General features: G+C 26.2%; 28 protein-coding genes. All 28 read left to right on the forward strand.

Going from position 1 to position 22,113, the window contains the following annotated elements:
* Nucleotides 1–3 precede the first annotated feature (3 nt).
* Complete coding sequence (locus tag AACK85_RS00440) at nt 4–414, forward strand: hypothetical protein (protein WP_338969973.1); 411 nt, start codon at nt 4–6, stop codon at nt 412–414.
* Between the two features lie 51 nt (nt 415–465).
* On the forward strand, nt 466–903 hold the full coding sequence (rpiB, locus tag AACK85_RS00445; protein ID WP_338969974.1) for a ribose 5-phosphate isomerase B: 438 nt from the start codon (nt 466–468) through the stop codon (nt 901–903).
* Nucleotides 896–2,128 (forward strand): serine hydroxymethyltransferase, encoded by a 1,233-nt coding sequence (gene glyA / locus AACK85_RS00450; RefSeq protein ID WP_338969976.1) that lies wholly within the window; start codon nt 896–898, stop codon nt 2,126–2,128. Before rpiB ends, glyA begins: the two co-directional genes overlap by 8 nt.
* 15 nt (nt 2,129–2,143) lie before the next feature.
* Nucleotides 2,144–2,770: a uracil phosphoribosyltransferase gene (gene upp / locus AACK85_RS00455; RefSeq protein ID WP_422397541.1), complete on the forward strand. Its 627-nt coding sequence runs from the start codon at nt 2,144–2,146 to the stop codon at nt 2,768–2,770.
* 78 nt (nt 2,771–2,848) lie between these two features.
* Nucleotides 2,849–3,694: a hypothetical protein gene (locus tag AACK85_RS00460; RefSeq protein WP_338969979.1), complete on the forward strand. Its 846-nt coding sequence runs from the start codon at nt 2,849–2,851 to the stop codon at nt 3,692–3,694.
* An 82-nt stretch (nt 3,695–3,776) separates the two neighbouring features.
* Nucleotides 3,777–6,152: an alpha-mannosidase gene (locus AACK85_RS00465; RefSeq protein WP_338969980.1), complete on the forward strand. Its 2,376-nt coding sequence runs from the start codon at nt 3,777–3,779 to the stop codon at nt 6,150–6,152.
* Complete coding sequence (locus AACK85_RS00470) at nt 6,131–6,424, forward strand: glycosyl hydrolase-related protein (protein WP_338969982.1); 294 nt, start codon at nt 6,131–6,133, stop codon at nt 6,422–6,424. Before AACK85_RS00465 ends, AACK85_RS00470 begins: the two co-directional genes overlap by 22 nt.
* 287 nt (nt 6,425–6,711) lie before the next feature.
* Complete coding sequence (locus AACK85_RS04995; RefSeq protein ID WP_422397542.1) at nt 6,712–6,978, forward strand: ROK family protein; 267 nt, start codon at nt 6,712–6,714, stop codon at nt 6,976–6,978.
* Complete coding sequence (locus AACK85_RS00475) at nt 6,945–7,166, forward strand: ROK family protein (RefSeq protein ID WP_338969984.1); 222 nt, start codon at nt 6,945–6,947, stop codon at nt 7,164–7,166. Before AACK85_RS04995 ends, AACK85_RS00475 begins: the two co-directional genes overlap by 34 nt.
* Before the next feature lie 186 nt (nt 7,167–7,352).
* Complete coding sequence (locus AACK85_RS00480; protein ID WP_338969986.1) at nt 7,353–7,682, forward strand: hypothetical protein; 330 nt, start codon at nt 7,353–7,355, stop codon at nt 7,680–7,682.
* The gene (locus AACK85_RS00485) at nt 7,672–7,890 is read left to right on the forward strand and encodes a hypothetical protein (protein WP_338969988.1); all 219 of its coding nucleotides are present in this window, start codon (nt 7,672–7,674) and stop codon (nt 7,888–7,890) included. Before AACK85_RS00480 ends, AACK85_RS00485 begins: the two co-directional genes overlap by 11 nt.
* Before the next feature lie 6 nt (nt 7,891–7,896).
* A complete protein-coding gene (locus AACK85_RS00490; RefSeq protein WP_338969989.1) occupies nt 7,897–8,349 on the forward strand; it encodes a hypothetical protein in 453 nt (150 codons plus the stop codon).
* Nucleotides 8,350–8,702: 353 nt separating this feature from the next.
* Complete coding sequence (locus AACK85_RS00495; protein ID WP_338969991.1) at nt 8,703–10,328, forward strand: PTS sugar transporter subunit IIC; 1,626 nt, start codon at nt 8,703–8,705, stop codon at nt 10,326–10,328.
* 270 nt (nt 10,329–10,598) lie between these two features.
* The gene (locus tag AACK85_RS00500; protein ID WP_338969993.1) at nt 10,599–10,907 is read left to right on the forward strand and encodes a hypothetical protein; all 309 of its coding nucleotides are present in this window, start codon (nt 10,599–10,601) and stop codon (nt 10,905–10,907) included.
* A 14-nt stretch (nt 10,908–10,921) separates the two neighbouring features.
* A complete protein-coding gene (locus AACK85_RS00505) occupies nt 10,922–11,245 on the forward strand; it encodes a PTS lactose/cellobiose transporter subunit IIA (protein WP_338969995.1) in 324 nt (107 codons plus the stop codon).
* Nucleotides 11,246–11,542, forward strand: a complete 297-nt coding sequence (locus AACK85_RS00510) for a hypothetical protein (RefSeq protein WP_338969997.1) — start codon at nt 11,246–11,248, stop codon at nt 11,540–11,542.
* A gap of 30 nt (nt 11,543–11,572) precedes the next feature.
* The gene (locus AACK85_RS00515; RefSeq protein WP_338969999.1) at nt 11,573–13,972 is read left to right on the forward strand and encodes a glycosyl hydrolase-related protein; all 2,400 of its coding nucleotides are present in this window, start codon (nt 11,573–11,575) and stop codon (nt 13,970–13,972) included.
* Nucleotides 13,973–13,975: 3 nt separating this feature from the next.
* Entirely contained in the window at nt 13,976–14,308 is a 333-nt protein-coding gene (locus AACK85_RS00520) for a PTS sugar transporter subunit IIA (protein ID WP_338970949.1), read from the forward strand.
* Nucleotides 14,299–15,405 carry a hypothetical protein gene (locus AACK85_RS00525; RefSeq protein WP_338970001.1) on the forward strand — a complete coding sequence of 369 codons (1,107 nt, stop codon included), beginning with the start codon at nt 14,299–14,301 and terminating at the stop codon, nt 15,403–15,405. The genes AACK85_RS00520 and AACK85_RS00525 overlap by 10 nt, the downstream gene beginning before the upstream one ends.
* A 119-nt stretch (nt 15,406–15,524) precedes the next feature.
* Nucleotides 15,525–15,926, forward strand: coding sequence for a hypothetical protein (locus AACK85_RS00530; RefSeq protein WP_338970002.1), 402 nt, complete (start codon nt 15,525–15,527; stop codon nt 15,924–15,926).
* Between the two features lie 28 nt (nt 15,927–15,954).
* Nucleotides 15,955–16,416, forward strand: a complete 462-nt coding sequence (locus tag AACK85_RS00535; RefSeq protein WP_338970004.1) for a dual specificity protein phosphatase — start codon at nt 15,955–15,957, stop codon at nt 16,414–16,416.
* 201 nt (nt 16,417–16,617) lie between these two features.
* On the forward strand, nt 16,618–17,043 hold the full coding sequence (locus tag AACK85_RS00540) for an MG406 family protein (protein WP_338970006.1): 426 nt from the start codon (nt 16,618–16,620) through the stop codon (nt 17,041–17,043).
* Between the two features lie 82 nt (nt 17,044–17,125).
* Nucleotides 17,126–18,052: a F0F1 ATP synthase subunit A gene (locus AACK85_RS00545; protein WP_338970008.1), complete on the forward strand. Its 927-nt coding sequence runs from the start codon at nt 17,126–17,128 to the stop codon at nt 18,050–18,052.
* Between the two features lie 106 nt (nt 18,053–18,158).
* Nucleotides 18,159–18,491, forward strand: a complete 333-nt coding sequence (locus AACK85_RS00550; protein ID WP_338970010.1) for a F0F1 ATP synthase subunit C — start codon at nt 18,159–18,161, stop codon at nt 18,489–18,491.
* Nucleotides 18,492–18,540: 49 nt separating this feature from the next.
* The gene (gene atpF / locus AACK85_RS00555) at nt 18,541–19,068 is read left to right on the forward strand and encodes a F0F1 ATP synthase subunit B (protein ID WP_338970012.1); all 528 of its coding nucleotides are present in this window, start codon (nt 18,541–18,543) and stop codon (nt 19,066–19,068) included.
* Between the two features lie 6 nt (nt 19,069–19,074).
* Nucleotides 19,075–19,635, forward strand: coding sequence for a F0F1 ATP synthase subunit delta (locus AACK85_RS00560; protein ID WP_338970014.1), 561 nt, complete (start codon nt 19,075–19,077; stop codon nt 19,633–19,635).
* A gap of 10 nt (nt 19,636–19,645) precedes the next feature.
* Nucleotides 19,646–21,229 (forward strand): F0F1 ATP synthase subunit alpha, encoded by a 1,584-nt coding sequence (gene atpA, locus AACK85_RS00565; protein ID WP_338970016.1) that lies wholly within the window; start codon nt 19,646–19,648, stop codon nt 21,227–21,229.
* A 21-nt stretch (nt 21,230–21,250) separates the two neighbouring features.
* Nucleotides 21,251–22,096: an ATP synthase F1 subunit gamma gene (gene atpG, locus AACK85_RS00570; protein ID WP_338970018.1), complete on the forward strand. Its 846-nt coding sequence runs from the start codon at nt 21,251–21,253 to the stop codon at nt 22,094–22,096.
* Nucleotides 22,097–22,113: the final 17 nt, after the last annotated feature.

A 22,113-nucleotide genomic window follows, 5' to 3' on the forward strand; every position in this document is an offset into this window, starting at 1 on the left:
AATATGGAAAGAATAAAGTCATTGTTTAAACAAATATTGGCAATCTCATGTATTGGTTTTATTTTTGGTCTTGGAGCTTTGTCTGCATGTATTGCAATAGCGATAACGGAAGTCAATTTATCTGAAACGACAATTTTAACTGTAACAGCAGCAATTGTAGGTGTTATAGCGTTAGTTCTTATTTTAGGTTCTTTATTGGGATTTATTTTTCTAGGTATTAATAAAAAAATTAATGAACCTTCACAAATTCGCGCTGCGGCGTTATTGGATTATTCAGTAATTCTATTTCGCCAATCATCAAAAATAGGTCAAGCAATTGATGAAGCTGATGTTGAAATAAAAACAATGCAAAAAAAAGATAAAAAAAATAATTCAAATAGAATTAAAAAATCCTCAGAAAAAGAAAAAAAATAGACTATTTTTATCTATTTTTTTATTTTGTAAGAAAAGGAGATGGTATTTTTTATGAGAATATATGTTGCAAATGATCACACAGCTGTTGAAATGAAAAACAAAATTATTGAGCATTTAAATATATTAGGACATGAAGTTATTAATTTAGGAACAGATTCTATAAAATCTATTTCATATGCAGAAAAAGGTATAGAACTTGCAAAACGAGTAGTTAATGATAAAGAATCATTTGGGATAGCGATTTGTGGAACAGGAATAGGAATATCAATTGCTGCAAATAAGGTTAATGGAGCGAGAGCGGCTTTATCATATGAAGAAACGACAACTAGACTTGCAAGAGAACATAATAATGCAAATATTTTAGCATTAGGAGCTAGAATTATTGCTATTGAAAAAGCGCTAAAATTAATAGACATTTTTCTATCAACACCATTTGAAGGTGGACGACACATTAAAAGAATAGAAAGTTTGGACAATTATAATGGATAAAAGATTATCAGAAATTTTAAATTTAGAATTAAAAAGACAACAAGAAAATATTGAATTAATAGCTTCGGAAAATTTCGTTTCCAAAGCAGTTATGGATGCAATGGGATCTGTTGCAACAAATAAATATGCAGAAGGATATCCAAATAAAAGATATTATGGTGGATGCGAATATATAGATCAAATGGAACAATTAGCAATAGACACAGTTAAGAAATTATTTAATGTAGAATATGCAAATGTCCAACCTCATTCAGGTTCACAAGCAAACGCAGCGGTTTATTTCGCCTTAGCAGAACATAACGATAAAGTGGTTGCAATGTCATTGGATGCTGGTGGTCATTTAACACATGGATCTGTGGTTAATTTTTCAGGTAAATCTTATCATTTTTATCATTATGGAGTTGATAAAGAAACCGAAATGATAGATTATGACGCAGTTGAAAAATTAGTTATGGATGTTAAACCTAAAATTCTTATTGCAGGTGCATCTGCTTATTCAAGAATTATTGATTTTAAAAGATTTAGAGAAATAGCAGATAAAGTAAACGCTTATTTATTTGTTGATATGGCGCATATTGCCGGATTGGTTATTTCTGGTGACCATCCAAATCCATGTGAATACGCACACGTTGTAACATCAACAACACATAAAACTTTACGTGGTGCACGTGGTGGAATCATTTTAACAAATGATTTTGAATTAAATAAAAAATTTAATTCGGCTATCTTTCCAGGTACTCAAGGTGGTCCATTAGAAAATATGATTGCTGGAAAAGCGCAATGTTTTTTAGAGGCATCAACAAAAGAATTTAAAACATATGGAAATAATGTTGTTATAAATGCAAAAACTTTTGCAAAAACTTTGTCTAATGGTGGATGTCGTATTATAACTGGTGGTACAGATAATCATTTAATTAATATAGATGTCAAAACTAATTTTAATATCACTGGTAAAGAGGCTGATGCTATTTTGCATAAAATAAACATAACAACAAATAAAAATATGATACCTTTTGATACTGAAAAACCAATTTATACATCTGGATTGAGAGTTGGTACCCCGGCAATGACAACTAGAGGTTTTGTTCAAGAAGATTTTGAAAAAACAGCTGAAATTATGTGCTCTGCTTTTAAAGATCCATCAGAGCAAAATCTTGTAAAATTAAAACAAGAAGTATTAGAATTAGTTAAAAAATATCCAATGTATGAAGATATTAAATATTAGTGATAAGGAAAGAAAATTATGCCTTTTTATGAAATAAAACACCCATTAATTTTGGATAAACTTACAAGAATGAGAAGAAAAGAAACTACATCAAAAGATTTTAGAGAAAATTTAAATGAAATAGGTATGTTAATGACATATGAAGCTTTAAAAGATTTACCAGTAATAGATGTAGAAATTGAAACTCCAGTAAAAAAAACTATAGGTAAAACAGTAGATTTACCAGTTGTATTAATACCAATTATTCGTGCTGGATTGGGAATGACTAGAGGAATTCAATCATTAATACCAACAGCAAGAATAGCTCATATTGGATTATATAGAGATGAAGAGAGCTTGAAGCCTGTGCAATATTTTGCAAAAAAAACATCAGATATAGATAAATCATATGTAATTGTTGTTGATCCTATGTTAGCTACTGGCGGTTCTGCAATAAAAGCTATAGACATCGCAAAAAGTTGGGGCGCTAAAAATATTAGATTTATTTGTTTGGTTGCAGTTCCCGAAGGTGTATATGCATTGCAAAAAGCACATCCCGATGTAGATATTTATGCGGCATCTTTAGATGAAAAATTAGATGAACATGGATATATTGTGCCAGGTTTAGGAGATGCCGGAGATAGAATTTTCGGAACGAAGTAATTTATTTTAGACATATAAAGTTTTATATTTGTTTTTATTTTGCACTGTTATAATAAATTTTGAAAGTGCGGTGTACTCATGGAAAATAAATTAGTCTTAAATTTAGATAAATTAAATTTCAAGGAAAAAGATTTTATTGATTTTTTTAAAAATCAATCACCAGAAAAGCAGATAGGTAAAATAAAAGATATAGCTTCAACTTTTGGAGTAGGAATAAGTTTTATTTATACACTTTTAAAAAAAATTAACGTAGAATCATTTAAAGAATTTATATATTTAGTCAATCAGCAACCGGTTTTATTGAAGGATGGAATTAATAGCATTATTAATTCCAATGAGCAAGATAAAATTGGTTTTTTATTTAAAATTTTTTTTGAAAGTTGTTTTACAAATTCAAAATTATTAAAAGAACAAGAAGAAAAAATAAAAAAATTAATTGTCGATATGTCAAAATATCCTATTATAAATGGAGTAGGATTTGGTCATTCGTATATTGCATTAGAAGATTTCTATGCGTTTTATAAAAATGTAAATAATAAATTCAAAATATTCAATAATTTAAATTTTAGTATTAATGATGGGATTCGTAAACTTTTTATTATTTATTCATTGCGATCTAAAAATACAAGATTATCAAATGTTATAAAAAAAATCAAAAAAGATTCACAAGCAAAAATTGTTTTATTCACTTCCAACAACGATACTTATGTGGCAAATGCAGTAGATGATGTAATAATGGTGAATAATATAATGAGAGAGCAAGATGCAGAATTAAAAAATAATTTATTTTCCCCATTAATTGTATGAGGATTTGTAAATAGTATTTTTAAAACTTTTATTTTTAATTATGAAAAAGAAAAATTAATGAAAGTTTCTGCTTTTAAGATGGAAAATGAATCTTGAGAGAGAAATTCTTATTTTTAAAAATGCGGAATTATATTCCGCATTTTTATATGTAAATTATTTTTATATTTATTAAATATAATTATTGAGTGGAGAATATTTTATGAACTGAAAAATTTTTGCTGTTTTGCATACATATTGAGATAAAGAATGGTATTTTACAAAAGAGGAAAGTGATATAAATTTAAAAACAAATATTAATGAAATTATAAAAGTTTTAGCACAATCAAAAGAGTATAAAAGTTTCAATTTTGATGGTCAAACTTCTTTTATAGATGATTATTCTGTTTTTTATCCTGAAAATAAAAATGAAATTTATAAATTAATTAAAGAAAAAAAATTAATTGTTGGACCGTGATACATCCAACCTGATTTGTTTAATACAACTTCAGAATCTGTTGTCAGAAATTTATTGATTGGAATAAATAATATTAGGAAAGATAATTTGAATACTCAAAGTGTGACCTATGTTCCAGACAGTTTTGGCCATAACAATCAGATGCCACAAATTTATAAAAGTTTTAATTTGGATAGTTTCATTTTTTGAAGAGGAATGTCTAAAAAACAAATAGATGAATATGGTTCTCTCTTTAAATGAAAAGGAATTGATGGAACAGAAATCACTTCTTACAATTTTCTTTTAGGCTATTGACCATTGGGCACATTCTTTCCATACAAAATTAATGAAGAAAATAATTTAGATACTCTTGCAAAAAAATTTATTGATGAAACAGTGGATATAATTGAGAAATTAAAATCAAATATGAAACAAAAAGGGGTGTTATTGTTGCCAATAGGTGGCGATCAGGCACCAATAAATAAATTTACCCCTCAATTTATTGATAAATTAAAAGAATATTCCAATGATGAATGAATAATTTCCAATTATGAAGATTTTTTTAAGTATGTTGATGCAAAAAATTTAATTTTAAATTCAGTGAATGGTGAATTTAAATATCCATATATGTCAAGAATACATAAAACAATCGGATCTAATAGATATGATATTAAGAAATTATTAAAAACTGTGGAATACAAATTGTATCAACAATTGGAACCTTTATCTATATTGTGATCTATCAGTGGTGGAGAATATCCGTTTGAAGTAATTCAAAATATCTTAAAAAAATTATTATTATCGTTATCGCATGATTCAGCTGGAGGATGCAATAGTGATGATACAAATGAAAATATTAAAAACAGATTGTTAAGATCATTAAATTTAATTGAATCACAAACAACAGAAATATTGAAACAGTTTTCTTATAATATGAATTTGAAAGATGAAGAATTTATAATTTTAAATACAAACGTTAATGGAATAAAAAATGAACATCACATAAAAATATTTTCAACTCTGGAAAATTTTATTATAAAAAATAATGATACTAATGTTGAATATGATTTGTTGATGCGTAAAATACAAAACGATGGCTTTATTGTAAAACCAACAGATGCAGGTGAATCTTTTTTAGAAGCAGCTAGATTTTATGAATATGATTTAATAGTTTATGATGGCATTAACCCATTTGAAATTAGAAAATATAGTTTGCAAAAATCGAAAAACGTTAATTCTTTGACAATCAATTTTAATAATTGAATAGAAAATAAATATTGCAAGATAAAATTTTATTCAGATATGAATAAAATTGAAATAATTGATAAAATTAACGAAAATAAAATTAATGATCTATTTGGTTTGTCTGCAACATGAGATGCAGGTGATTATTATGATTACTCACCACCATCTAATAATATTCAAATTATAAGTACACATTTATATTCGAAATTTGAAGTTATAAATTATGGAATTAGAAAAACTCTAAAAATAAAATCAAAATTTAGTATTCCGAAAAAAATAAATTCAAAAATAATAATAGAACAAATTATTACAAGAGAAATTAGTTTAGATGAAAACAATTATATTGATTTAAAAATTTCTTTGATAAATAAATCGCAAAATATTAAATGAATCTTAAATAATTATTTAAACAATAGTATTGAAAGTGTTATTTCAAATATTGACTATGCAACAATAGAAAGGCCTGCATTTTTAAAAGAGAGCTTAACTTGAAAATCAGAAAATTGAGTTGAGAAACCTATTGGTATTGAAACAAACGAATCTTTTATTGCTGTAAGAAATGAAAATATAATTCCTGTTACTTTTTTAACTTTTGGAAATAATGAATATCAAGCAGATCAAAATAATTTAAAAATTACATTATTTAGATCAGTAGATGCATTGGGAAAGCATAATTTATTATGGAGACCAAATAGAGCCAGCGGAACTTCAGAACATATTATAAATACTCACGATTCAAAATTATTAAACCAAAATTTAAAATTTAATTTCAGATTTCTTGTTGGTGAAAATATTAATTTATGAAAACAAGCAAAGCAATTTACAACACCACATGTTTTTTATCAAATTCAAACTTTAAATAATTTATATAAAAAATGGATAGATTTTTATTACTAGTAAATAAAAATATAAAAATAAAAAAATTAAATTTAGAATTAAATTCTGATTTAATTATAGTTGTTTCAACAAAAATAGCCGAAGATAAAACTGGAATAATTATTAGAGGTTTTAATAGTGGTTTAGTAAAAATAAAATTGAATTTAAAAGTAAATAATTTTGATAAAACATTTGATAGTTTAAATATGTTAGAGGAAACATTAATTTCCAATTTAAATAGTTTGGAATTGAAACCACATGAAATATTTACGATAAAAATTAAAGGAGAATAAAGTGAATTTGGTTTTTGATATAGGCGGAATGTCACCAAGATAGCTATTTTTGAAAATGAAAAAATTGTTGATAAATGAAATATACAGTATAGATCTATAAATGTTTCCAATTTAATAAAAGTATTAAATAAAGAAATTGAAAAAATAAAAATGACAAACATTATTGATAATATTTGTATATCGTCTCCTGGAACTGTAAATACAAACACAGGAGAAATAACATCTCTGTCTGCAATAAAAAATTTAAATAGAATAAATTTGAAATTATATTTTGAAAATAATTTTCAATTTCCACTTTTATAGAAAATGATGCAAATTGCGCAGCTATTGCTGAGTTGATTTCGGGAAATGCTAAATTTTGTAGCAACGGTTTTTTATTTATTATGGGCACTGGAATTGGCGGTGCTGTTATTATCAATAATAAATTATATAAGGGTATTAATTTTGCGCCTGGTGATTTTGGTTATTCAATAAATAACATAGAAAAATATCAGTTGAAAATTTCTCGACAATTGTTGGAATGTATTCGTTTGAACAAGAATATTTTAATCTAAATAAAATTTATAAAACTGCAAAACAAATTTACAAGGAATATAATTCAAATGATGATGCACAAAAATTAATTAATAATCAAATAAATAATTTAGCGAAGTATATATTTAATTTTTCTTTAGTTATTAATCCTGATGTTATTTTAATTGGCGGTGCCATTTCAAAAATAATGAATTTATTAAAATGCTAAATAAGAAAATTGAAAGTTTTTCAATGTAAATATTTTAATGACGCAAATTTAATTGGTGCAAATTATTTAGTAAAAAAATAATACAATGGAATGAAATTCCATTTTTTTCTTTTTACATAGTATTGAATTTATAATATATATAATGAAATTGGTAGAGATACCATAGAAAAGAAAGGTGCTGTATTTATGAGATCATTGAATATTTTATTATCATGTAGTTATGGATTTTCAACGTCAATTTTAGTTTCACAAGTGGAAGATTATTTTAAAGAAAAAAAATATCCATTCACAGTAGAAGCGTTGCCTGAAACATCTGCTTTAAGTGGACTAGATAAATTTGATGTAATTCTTATCGGACCGCAAGTTAGATATTTAATGTCAAAATTTCAAAAAATAGTTGGATCATTAAAGCCAGTATGTGTCATGGATAGTTGTGCATATGGAATGCAAAAAGTAGATTTAATTATTGAGAGTATGCTAAAAAATATGGAAGCTGATAATTTTTATGAAAGATAATAGTAAGCCTATATATTCGATTATGGAAAGCACATTATTTATGGGTGGTTTTAAAGTAAAAATGAATGGTAATACCTGTGGCCAATTTCCTACAAAGGATGGTGCAGTTAATTATTTAAAAGTATTCTTAAAAAAAGGTAAAGACAATTATAAAGAAATAGAATACACTGACAAAAATGGTAATAAAGAAATTATTACTTTGTTTTAATGATTAATGTTTAGAAAAATTTTATTAAAAGAATTGTATATTGAAGATTTAAATTTTGCAAATAATATGGTTGATCCATTTAAAACTTTTTCCAAAAGATATAATTTCCTCCTAAAACCTAAGTATCCTTCATTCGTTGATGAAATAAAACGTCAATTATGATTTTCCAAAAATATATTAATTAGTGGATTAGGTTTAAATAAGGTTACAGAATTAGTTGCAAACTTAATATATTCAAATTTTAAAAATGGAAATTTAATTACAGACAATAATATTTATTTAATCAAATTTTTAGAAGAGAAAAAAACAGATAAAATTTATAAAGTAATTAATTTAACATCTGGGAATTGACATTATTCTACTTTGGGTGAAAATTCTATTTTGTCTGTAAGATTCAAGATTAGAAGAAAATTCTTTTCGAAAAAAATACTTATTAAATATTTTCAAGGCTATATGTAAGAAACTGCATTCACGTTTACAACCTATAACGATACTATGCAACGTAATCAAGCAAAACTAAGATTTTATGCTCAAGCAAATTTAATTAAACAGAGAATTCAAACTGTAGTAAAAAAATATAAAGAAAGTCATTAAAATGTGAATTTTAATTTGAAAAATAATTTTGGGAATAATTGTCATGCTACCATGAGTTATTCTATTAATATTTATGGCGATCAAATACATTTTTAATAAACCCGTTAATAAAATGTGGAAAAAATTTTTTTGAATTCTTGGCATAGACTATTTAATCTTAATATTTTTAGCAGTTATTATATTTTTTATAGCACCACAATTTTAATAGAAAGGTAAGTATGAAAGTAGAGAAAGAGACAATATCAGAAAAAAAATTTAAACCTAATAGAGTTAAAACCTATAAAGAACCATCAAAATGAAAACAAAAATTTTTAGATGCGACAATAAGAGTTGGTTCAAGTATTGGAAATAATAGGTTTTTAGTTGCAATAAGAGATGCATTTATGCTTCCGTTTACTTTAACAACGGGTGCTGCAATACCATTAATATTGTCAAATGTATTTTTTGCACAGAATTCAGTTTTAACTGGATTCTTCCCATCAATTAAAGACACAGAAGGTATGAAATGAGTTAACATGCTGTTTGGAGCACCAATGGCTGATGTCTTTTGGGCTGTAATGGCTGGTTTTAGTATATATATTTCTTTAAGAATGGGATATTTTTTAGCAAAATCTTACGGTAAGGATGGAATTATTTCTGCAGAATTATGTGTTGCTGTATTATTTGCATTCAAACCATTAGAATCTATAAATGCAACAGTTGTATCAATTACTGGTTCTGATGAACCGGCAGTAGGAACTCAAATTCAAATTGCCACAAATTATTTGGGCAATTCAGGCATGCTAGTAGCATTATTATCTAGTATGCTAACCGCATATATATATTGCAAATTAATGGATGTTAAGTGGCTTGTCCCCAAAATGCCAAAATCTGTACCACCAATGGTAGCTAAAGCTTTTGCGGCTATATTTGTAGCTTCAATAGTTTTAATGTCATTTGCGTTTATTAACCCAGTTTGGTATATAATCGCAACTCAAGCTGGTATTACTGGAATACAAACTTCATCTAGTGCGGGTGACGATGGTTCAAATATTGTTGTGACCGAATACAAAAAAACATTATCAACTATTTTTGTTGCAATAGAATTTATTTTAGCTAAACCATTAATGGGTTTAAGCGGAAATGTTGGAGCAACAATTTTAATATCGTTCTTAGTTGCATTCTTCTGATTTTTTAGAATTCATGGAACTAATATATTAACACCTATAACTTCTATTATATGAGATGTAAATGTTTTAAGAAATACAGCTTATTACATTGAATGAAAAAATTTACATGCTACAAATCCAGATTTATATCATAATTATTGAAGTGATGTTATAAGCATTCAAGGAATAGATCAGCATGGTCTAATGCCCATACCAATGGCTGGATTAGGTTATGTTGGTGGAACAGGGGCTACATTAGGATTCTTGATTGGTATCTTAATTTCTAGTAGATCAAAAGTGCATAGAGAAATTGCAAAATTATCTATTGTGCCAGGGGTATTTGGAATTAATGAGCCTGTAAATTTTGGTGTACCAATTGTATTAACTCCTGTATATTTCATACCATATGTATTTGGTTTTTATTTAGTTTACACAATGGGCCATGTATGAATACTGATTCATTGAATTAGACCGGGTGTTGTCTGAACACCAACAATGCCGTATGGATTGAATGTCTTATTCGCAACAGACTTTGATTGATGATTGATATTGGTAAGTATAATTCAACTGGGATTGTCATTTGCAATTTGATTCCCATTTGTATTTATCGGACCCAAATATCAAGAAAAAATTGAAAATGCGCGAATTGAAAAAGAAAAATTAGAACTTGAAAAAAATAGAGGCCAAAAATGTTAAGAAAGAAAAAGAAATAGTTATTAATAAAGAAGACTAATATAATTTTAAGTATTATTAAAAAAAGTAAATGTAGGGAAATTTTATGTCTCTAACGTGAATTGTTATTTTAAGTTTATTCGGATTCATTGTTTTGATATTAATATTTCGTGCCATTTACTTTTTTATTTTTTCAAAGAAAAAGATAGCTAGTAAAAAATTGAATGTTGAAGCGGAAAGCACAGAAATTGATTATTTTGAACCTATGATAAGATTATTTAATTTAATTTTATTTTGAATGAAAAAATTAAATTAAATAAAATAACTACACTTAAATATTTTTTAACTGAGGGATTAATTTCTCTTGAAAAAATGACTGAAACAATTTTTGGCTCATATCTATTAGATGTAAGAAAATTTGTAATAGAAAATATTAATCTATTGAAAAATACTCCTCTTGCAGATTGAAATAAAAAATTAAATGAAAACATTATTTTTTTAAATTATAAAATTAGTGAATTGAATAATAATTTAGATTTTAAAAATAGAGTATGTAAAGATAAAGAAAATTTGTTATTAAAATTTGAAAAATATTTTAAATAAGGAGAAATAATAATATGGATTTAAATTCAGTTGCTTTTCAAATTATCTCTTCATCGGGAGATGGATTTAGCGATGCTATGCAAGCATTAGAACTAATTAGAGAACAAGATTTTGAGAATGCACAAAAATTATTAAATAACTCAGAACAAAAAATCATTGAAGCACATAAAGTGCAAAGTGATTTATTATTTCATTTTGCAAATGGCGAGGACATTATTTCAAATGTATTACTAGGTCATGCTCAAGATCATTTAGCAAAATCAGAAGTAATACTAATAATGGCTAACGAGATTATGACAATGAAAAAAGAATTAATCAAAATTATGGAGACAAAATAAATGAAAAAATACAAAATTTATATGGTTCCACATGCACACTGAGATAAAGAGTGATATTTTACAAAGGAACTAAGCGATGTTTATTTAATAGATAATATGAAAAATATTATTGAAGCAAATAAACAAAATAAAGATGAATCATCGTTTGTATGAGATGGTCAATATTCAATTGTGGATGATTACTTACATTATTTTCCTGAAGACAAAAATGAATTGAAAAAATTAATTTCTAATAAAAAATTAATTATTGGACCTTGATATTCACAAACAGATACTTTCAATGCAACAGGAGAATAAATTATTAGAAATTTACTTGTAGGAACAAAAATGAGTGAAGAATTAGGTAATTCTATGAAAGTTGCATATTTACCTGATTCATTTGGCTCTAATTCTAATTTGCCACAGATAATTTCAAAGACAAATAATATAGGAATAATAAATTGAAGAGGATGAAATGAGGAACTAATTAACAATTCGCTATTTAATTTATGAGAAGCAGAGGATGGAACTAAATTTCCAGTGTATAATTTATATAAACATGGTTATTTTACAGGAGTTGATGGTTTATTAAAACTTTATCATTCAACATGATCAAAAAAAGAAAATACAATTTGAGATGCAAAAACAAATGCCAAGCAATATGCCAAAAATTATATAGAGTGATTAAAAAATGAACTAGAGATTTTAAAACCGTTATCAGAATCAACAGGAAGAAGAATATTAATTCCAATTGGTTCAGATCAAATGCCAATGATTAGAGGATGAAAATTTATCGTTGAGGAAATGAATAATCAAGATTTAGAAAATGAATATTTATTATCTGATTTTGAGAAATTTATGCAAGATGTGGTAAACGATAATCAAGTAATTGAAAATGCAAATATTATTAAGGGGCAATTTAGATATGGGAAAACAGCTAGAGCACACAAGACAATAACTTCATCTAGATATGACATAAAACAACTATCAAGATTAGTCGAAAATTTATTGTATGGAGAATTAGAACCTATTTCTGTTATGTACAAAAAAATGGGTGGAGAATATCCTTCAACTGTAATTCTTGAAGCTACTAAAAGATTATTATCGTGCCATGCACACGATTCATTAGGTGGATGCAATACAGATGAAACAAACAGATCAATAGTTTCAAGACTTGAAGCTGTAAAATCAATTATTGAAGGACAAATAACTTTAATAAAAAAAAGAATTGCAAGTGCAGTCAATTTAACAAATGATGAAATCCTTTTGTGAAATTTGAAACCTGTATTAGGTAAAATAGATTTTGAAATTTGTGTAAATTTGCTAACACAAAACTTTGATATCTATGATGGTGATATAAAAGTAAATTATTCAATTAATAATCAAAAATATTTTGATAATGAAAATTTTCAAGTTGTTGATGCTGCTAATATAAAAAATTTTAATTATGCAAAGAAAAAATATGTGCAAACAGATTTAAATGCAACTAATTTTTTATTTGATGAAAATGATGGAAGATTTGAAACCATCATAAATTTTCAATTAGATATGCCATCATTTGGTTATAAGATAATTAGTTTAAAACAATTATTGGGAATAAATGAAATAGTTGTTAATAAAATTTCGATAGCTGAAACAAAAAATTTTAAACTTGAATTAAAAGATAATAAAATAAATTCTATATTTGTTGAGGATTTTTTTGATTTTGAAGCAACGATAGATGACGGAGACACATATGATTATTCTCCGCTAAAAAATTTAAACAGAAATATTGCAGTTCTAAAAAAAGTTATGGTTCAAAATATAATAAATAATAATATTTCAATATTAAGTTTAAAATATTTTTATTTATTTAATTCTGGAATTAAATATTATGATTCAAAAGAACAAATATTGAATGTTAAATTTATAATTAAAGATAATTATATAGATGTAAAAATTAATTTGCAAAATGAAATGAGAAATATAAGATGAAGGTCAATTGTGAAAACAAACATTTTGAAAACAAAATATTCATTTGCAGATCAATGCTCCTCAATTCAAAAAAGATTAATTCATGATTCAAAAGTAAAAGAAGCTATTGAAAATGATTGAATAGATGTACCTATTGAAATTGAATCAAATGAATCATTGGTTTATCTAGCAAATGAAAAAAATGCTTTTGCCTTATTTACAAAAGGAAATAATGAATATCAGATTATAGGATCGAACGATGAAAAAATAGCATTAACTTTATTTCGAAGAGTCTCACTTATTGGAAAAAGAAATTTACTTTATAGAAGAGGAAGAGCGAGTGGGATAGATAATTATCCGCATAAAACTCCAGATAGTAATTTAAATAAACATTTAGAATTTAATTTTGGAATAGCTAGTTTAAATGATACAAATAAATTAAATTTTATGTCAAAAAAATTTAATTTACGTAGTGTTTATTATCAAAAACAAAATATAAATCCATTTCATTTTCAAGGTGACACGTTTGTGCTTTCGCAAAGATTTATCAAAACTCAATTAAAAAATAATTCATTTTTAGAAATAAATAATGCAGATTTATTAGTTCAAACCGCACTCAAAGAATCATGAGATAAGAACTATTTTATAATTAGATATTATAATCCTACAAATAAGATTATTGAAATTAAAAGTAAAAATATTGTACATGAATGTAATTTAACAGAAGAAATAAGTGATAAAAAAAATTTATCTATAAAACCAAACGAGGTTAAAACGTTTGCAATCAAATTATAATATATCTTTTTTAAAAAACATTATGTGAAAATAGTTAAAAATATAAAAAGTAAAAATGAATTATTTGAATACATTTCAAAAATCATTCAAGAAAACAATCTAATTGATAATGTCGATATAATTTTTCAAGAATTACAAAAAAGAGAATCACAAGGAAGTACTGGTTTTGAAAATGGAATAGCTATTCCACATTCAATGATAAACGGATTAAAAGAATCAGTGCTTTTATTTTTTAAAACAAACGACATAAATTGAGAATCATTAGATGGCAATCCTACAAATGACGTTTTTGTAATTTTGATTCCACAGATTCAAATCATAATGATATGCATTTAGAAATTTTATCAACACTTTCAGTTTCACTGATGAACAAAAAAATTATCGATGCATTAAATGAATTATTGACAGAGAATGAGATATTTAATTTTATTAGTACAAAAATTTTATTGAATGCAAATGATTTAAATGAAAATAGTGCTATTGATTTAAATTCTAATTTTGTAGTTACTGTGTGTGCTTGTACATATGGCTTATCACATACGTATATGGCTGAAAATAGATTGTTAAATTACGCAAAAGAAAATAATTTAAAAATAAAAATACAAACTGTAGGTTCTAAAGGAAATCTAAATAAAATTACAGAAGAAGAATTTGAAAAGGCAAGTCTTGTTATTTTAGCTTTGGACAAGGAAATTGATTTGCCTAAAGTTAATAACAAAAATATTGTCAAAATTAGAACAATAGATGTAATAAAAAATACTAATAAAATTTTTGAACATAATAATAATTTAAAAATTATAAAAAATATAAGTTATTTTTTTAAAGTTAAAATGCCACAATCATGAATGCAGGTTGCATCCAAATCAATAAATTATTTGCAATGAATTACATTAGCCTTTGCTATCATAATTATTTTTCATAGCTTTAATGTTATAAACCAAGAAATCTATAACAAAATAAATCAGATAGTTCAGTATGGGACATTAGCAATTCCATCAATTGCATCTTATATTTTAATAAAGTATTTTACAAAAGATCAATTTTCGGCAAATGCAATTACTTTTATTTTACTTGGATTAAATTTTTATATAAATTTAAGTGGGGAAATTTCAAATTTTGGTTTAATTTCAGTAGTTTTATCATCAGTTATATCTATTATATTTTACAATTTTATTTTAAAACCATTAAAAAATAGAATTACTCTTAGAAAAATTCGTGGCAGTATTGAGTTTTTTTTGAAAATTATCATCATCACTAGTTTATCTGCATTTTTGTATTTTATGAGCAATTATATTCCCAAAATAAACGTTCAAATTTATATGTGAATATATATGTATTCAAATAATAATTGATGATTTAGGATTTTAGTAGCATTTATTTTTATATATCCAATGCTTCATGATATGGGCGGGCCCGAAATAAATTATCTATAATTATTAGTTCATTACTATTTTGTGATTCTGCGGTAATTGGAATAGATAAAATATGATTTACACCATTAACCGCAGAAGTACTCGGTATAACAACACCAGGTATTTCTTTATGATTTAGAATGATAGTATTCAAAAAAACGTTAAATAATCAAGAAATTATTTATTCAAAAAAAGCAGGAATAGGTGCTTATAATGGCATTTCTGAAGAATCGCTTTGAATATATGAATTCTACAAAATTAAGGCATATTGAGCAAATTTTTTTGTATCCATTATAATAACTTTATTTATAGGTATTTTAAATATTAGATATTATGGAGGATACAACTTTGTTTTAGGTGCTGTTGTTGGAATATCTTTTGACAACTTTTTAAGTAATGATTTATTTAATGTTTCTCCAATTTCATTTAATTTAGGATTCCTGATCACAACTTCAATTGGAATAATGCTTTGTTCATTAACATACCGATTGTTTTTCATCAGAAAGACAAAATTTAATAATTCAAATAATACTGAGTTATAATACATTTGTATGTGAGAGGTTAATTTAGATGAGTGCACAAAAAATACGTGATAATTTGTGATTGGGTTCAATGAGAAGTGTTCCTGAGGATACTGATTATGTTATGTCTTTAGCTTCTGAAATATATGAAAACGATATAGATTTTCATAAATATCCAGTTTATTTTGAAGATAATGAACATTTTTGATTTAGGGCTTTTGATTTTCCTGAAAAAAACGATATAAATTTATCTGTTGTAAAACTAGTTTTAAAGAGAATTGATGAGCATTTAAAAAAGAATGATAAAGTTTATGTTCATTGCATTTATGGTGTAAACAGATCTGCATCACATGTTTTTATGTATTTAATTGCTACAAATCAAGTTTTGAAAAATCGAGATAATTTGCAGAAAGCAATTTTAGAATTTCAGGCACTATATCCAAGATTTAGTCCAAATCCCGGTTGACTTGATTTTTTAAGGACATGATTTCCGTTTAATAATTGAGTATAAAAAATTTATTATTATCTTTTTCAATATTAAAAATATTATTTAATTGTTATAAATTACTGTAATATACAGCCATTTATAACATTTTTTATTGCTATTTTATTGAAAAAGTCAAATTATTATATTTATTTTTGTTTACATATTTTATTTATAAGAGTACACTCATAAAGATGGAGATTTACAAACTGTCTGGAGGTTTTGAATGTGAAAAAACACTCAATTAGATTAGGGCCTCAATTTATAAATAGTTTGCTTGTACTGTCTGTAATACTTATTTCGTTTGTTGTAGTTATTGGCTTATTTGTCGGTAATTTAATAAATTGAACATGAATTACGGGTTGGGCTATTGGTGCGATAGTTATTTGTTGCGCGTGATTTGCGCTTGCTAAATCAACAAAAATGTTGTTTATTTTGGAAAACCACTTTTTGTATTACTTTTTTTTCGTATTAAGAACCGGTTTGTATTTTATACCATTCTTGATTGCATATGAAGCCAATTCTATTTTTAGTATTTTTGGTGTAATAATTGGTTATGCGCCTTTTGTTGTATTTCCATTTATTAGTTTTGTTATAACCAAAAATATAAAAATAGAAATGAAGACTTCAGATCAATTTCAAGAACTAAATTAACTAATCTAGATTACTCGTAAAATTAATAAAATTCAAAATAAATTTAAATTTTATTAATTATTTTATACAGGAGAGAGTATATATGCTTTTAGCAGACACAAATATGTTTAGTGGATTTTACGATCTTTCCAATCAGTTTTTATCAATTATTTTAACAACTATTGTTATTTGCGTGATTTCAATTATTTATAATAAAAAAATTCGAAATCATAAAGTTGATGAAAAATTAACTGGTTTTTTAGTACTCATGGAAATGTTTATAATGTGAGTTGAAGATTTAATTACTGGAATTATGGGGAAAAAATATCGTAAATTAACCCCTTACGGTATGTATATTATTTTATACATAGTAGTTTCTTCGGTTATTTCATTAATTGGTGTTGAGCCATTGACTTCATCTTATACAGTAACTTTTTGTATGGGATTTGCTACATTTATTGGGATTTATTATTTTGGTTTGCGTTATCAAAAATTACGTTTTTTTAAAAAATTTTTAAATCCATTGGAATTAATTACTCAATTTGTTCCGTTAATTTCTATTTCATTTCGTTTATTTGGTAATATCCTTGGTGGTTCAATTATTTTGGGATTATTGTATTCTTTTTTGATTGGATTACAAGGTACTTGAGGTGGAGCACATTCAATGTTTACACCAGGAGATGGTAATGATATGACTTATGGTTGAATTAATAATGATATTTTTAATTCAATTGATGGTAAATTAGACGAAACATGAACTCAACAATATAAATATTTTTGAACGGGTATTAATCCATTAGCGATTCTTATAATGCCATTTTTACATATGTATTTTGATTTATTTGATGGAGCAATCCAATCAATAGTTTTTGCAATGTTAACAATGGCATATTGAGAAGAATCAATAGGTGAACACGGAGAAGAGAATGAGCCACATAAAATGCATGGCAAAAATAACTTGAAAGAAAATAAAAATTTAAAATTAAAAAATCTTAAAGCAAAAAATAAAGACACTTTATTAACGGCATAATTTTTTAATTTTTTAAGTATCAACTAAATATTTAAATAAAAATATTAAGAAGCATTTTAAAAAACAAACATATATTATTATTTATTTTTTAAGGAGAATATACATTATGTTATTAACAGATTTTGTAAACAATATTGCAGGAAGTTATATGAGTGTAGTGGCAGGCTTATTAACAAATATTTTTGCTACTAACTTGTTAGCAACAACAACCGAAACTGGACAAGGTTTAAAATTATTAGGAGCCGGAGTTGCAATTGTTGGAGCTTTAGGAGCTGGTATTGGTCAAGGTGCTGCAGGTCAAGGTGCTTGTATGGCTATCGGTAGAAATCCAGAAGCAGCATCTAAAATTACATCAACAATGATTATTGCAGCTGGTATTGCAGAATCAGGTGCAATTTATGCATTGGTTGTTGCTATTTTATTAATTTTTGTTGCTTAATACTTAAAGTAGCAAAATAATTTTAAAAAAGGAAAGGAGAAATAATTATATGTTTAATATATTTTCTGCACCAGGGGTGCCTGAAGTTGTTACTCAGTTATTTCCAAACTTACCAAATTTTATAGCTCATGTTCTAGCTACAATAGTTATTGTGCTTGTATTAGCAAAATTAGTGTATAAACCATTTAGGAAAACTATAGAAACACGTAGAAATAAAATTAATGAATTATTAGACGATGCTGCAGAACGTCAAGCAAAAGCTAATAAAAATCAACGTGATGCTGAATTGGTATTAAAAGAAGCTAAAAATGAATCACTTACAATTGTAAAACAAGCTCGTACAGAAGCTGATGTTACAAAAATGCAAATTATAACAGATGCCAGAACAGAGGCAACTAATTTAAATGCAGACGCAAAAAATGCAATTGTTCGTGAAAGACAAGAAGCTGAAGCTCAAATTAGACAAACTATTATTGATACTGCTCTTATGGCAGCATCAAAAGTTTTAGGTAAAGTGATTGATAAAAAAACTAACGAAACGCTAGTTGATGATTTTATCAAATCTTTAGATAAATAATTAATCATGATTTTATCAGATAATGTTATTAATAATTGAGCAAATGCACTTATGCGAATAGCAATTAAAGAAAAAAAAGTAGATAAATATATCGAACAAGCTAATGTTATTGTTGATGTATTAAAAATAGAACAAAATTTTGTAGATATTTTATCAACACATGACGCAGTGGTTGATAAACACAAAAGAATAGCTATTATTGATCAAACTTTCGGAAAATTTGAGTTTGAGGTTTATGTTTTAAACGCATTGAAAATTTTGTTAGAACAAGAAGCGTTTAGATATGTGCGCCAAATTTTTAAAAAAGTACGTAAATATTTAGCTAAACATCGAAATATCTTATATGGTACGGTTTGATCTACAATAGCAATTGATGATAAAAAAATTAAATTAATGGAACAAAAAATCACAAAACAAATGGGATCGGAAGTTAAATTAATAAATAAATTAGATGAATCTATTATTGGCGGAGTTCAAATTATTGTTGGAAATAAAGTTTTTGATGGTTCATTAAAAGGAAAACTTGCCGATTTAAAAATTCTGGCAACTCATAATAGAGGGGAGTAGGTGAGATTAGATGGCATTAAATATTAAAGAAATATCTGAAGTTATTGAACGTCAGATAAAACAATATGGTAAAGAAATAGTTAAATCAGAAGAAGGAACTGTTGTTACTGTTGGAGATGGAGTCACATTATTATACGGACTAGATAATGCTATGATGGGGGAATTATTGGTTTTCCCAAATAATATTTATGGAATGGTTTTAAATTTAGAAGACGGAGCAGTAGGAGCTGTTTTAATGGGGGATGATTCTCTTGTTAAAGAAGGCGATACAGTTAAACGTACAGGAAGAGTTGTTGAAATCAGAGTCGGAAATGAATTATTAGGTCGTGTTGTTAATGCTTTAGGACAACCAATTGATGGCAATGGTGACATAAAAACTAATAAATTTAGACCAGTGGAACGTATTGCATCTGGTGTTATGGCTCGTCAATCAGTTGACCAACCAATGGAAACGGGTATTATTTCAGTAGATGCAATTATACCTATTGGTAAAGGACAACGTGAATTAATTATTGGTGACAGACAAACTGGTAAAACAGCTATTGCAATTGATGCAATTATTAATCAAAAAAATAAAAATGTTAAATGTGTTTATGTTGCAATTGGTCAAAAAGAATCTACAGTAGCACAAGTTGTTGAAAAATTAAAATTAGCAGGTGCTTTAGAATACACAGTTATCGTTTCAGCATCAGCATCAGAATTATCACCGTTGCAATATTTATCACCATATACAGGTGTAACTATTGCAGAAGAATGAATGTTCAATGGTGAAGATGTTTTAATTGTTTATGATGATTTATCAAAACATGCTGTTGCATATAGAACGATGGCCTTATTGTTAAGAAGACCACCGGGGCGTGAAGCTTATCCTGGGGATGTCTTTTATTTACATAGTAGATTGCTAGAAAGAGCGGCTAGATTAAATAAAGAAAATGGTGGTGGTTCAATTACTGCTTTACCAATCATCGAAACTCAAGCTGGAGATATTTCTGCATATATACCAACAAATGTTATTTCAATTACAGATGGACAAATTTTCTTGTCAGAATCTATGTTTAATAAAGGTAATAGACCTGCTGTTAATACTGGATTTTCAGTTTCAAGAGTTGGTTCATCTGCACAAATTAAAGCAATTAAACAAGTTGCAGGAACATTGAAATTAGAATTGGCACAATATTTTGAATTGGAAGCTTTTTCAAAATTTGGTTCAGATTTGGATGAGGCAACTAGACAAACTTTAGAACATGGTTCAAGAGTTCTAGAAATTTTAAAACAACGTCAATATAGTCCATTAGAACAAGTTGATCAAGCAATGATTTTATTGGCTGTTAAAAATAGATTAATAAAATGATTACCACTAGATTTAATTCTTGATTTGAAAAATGCATTAGTTCATCATTTTCAAAAATCACCAGAAGGAAAAAAATTGCGTGAAAAATTGATGGAAACAAAAGCATTTGATGATGAATTGAGCAATGCGATAGATAAAGAAAATAAAGTAATTTTGAAACGCTTTATAGATAAAATACACGATTACCAATCAACAAAATATGGAACGGAAGCTGAATTTAAAGAATTATTTGCAAAAAAATAATTACTTTTTAAATTTTAATTTATGCCAAATTTAGGTGGATATAAAGCAAGAATTTCATCTGCACAAGATATTACAAAAATTACTGGTGCTATGGAATTGGTAGCTACTGCAAAATTAAAACGTGTTGGTAAACGTGTTGGTGAAACACACATATATTTGACTGAAGTTTATAATGCTTTTAATGAAATTATTAAAAATGTTGATAATTCAATTTTTTTAGCAAAAGATGATCAAAAATTTGAGAAAACATTATGAGTTGTGGTTAATTCAAATTTAGGTTTATGTGGTGCATATAATGCAAACATAAACAAATTGGTGATGCAAAATATTAAAAAAACTGATTCAATTTATGCAATTGGTAAAAAAGCAGTTTCTTTTTTTTCTGCAAGACATATGAATGTAATTTATTCTGACTTGACTGTTGATGTTAATTTTTCACACGAACAAGCTGGAGCAATTGGGAGAAATTTACTAGAATTATTTTCATCAAAACAATATGATGAAATTAAATTAGTTTATACCAAATTTATTAATAATGTTACATTTGAACCAACTATCTTACGATTATTTCCAATAGTAAAAGAAAAAAAGGTTGAAAATGATCACACGATTACAGCTCAAGTAGAGTTTGAACCTGACGCTGAAACAATTTTGTCTTCATCTGTAGGTTTATATTTAAATACAATTTTACTTGGAACAATTGTTGAATCTCAAGTATCTGAACAAGCTTCAAGAAGAACTGCAATGGAAGCCGCAACTAAAAACGGTAGAGAATTAGTGAGAAATTGAATCATTCAATTCAATCGTGTTCGACAAAGTGTTATTACACAAGAAATTACTGAAATTGTTTCTGGTGCAAATGCATAAAAAGATTAATTAAAATT

The sequence above is a fragment of the Spiroplasma endosymbiont of Labia minor genome, from assembly GCF_964019845.1.
Lineage (GTDB): Bacteria > Bacillota_I > Bacilli_A > Mycoplasmatales > Mycoplasmataceae.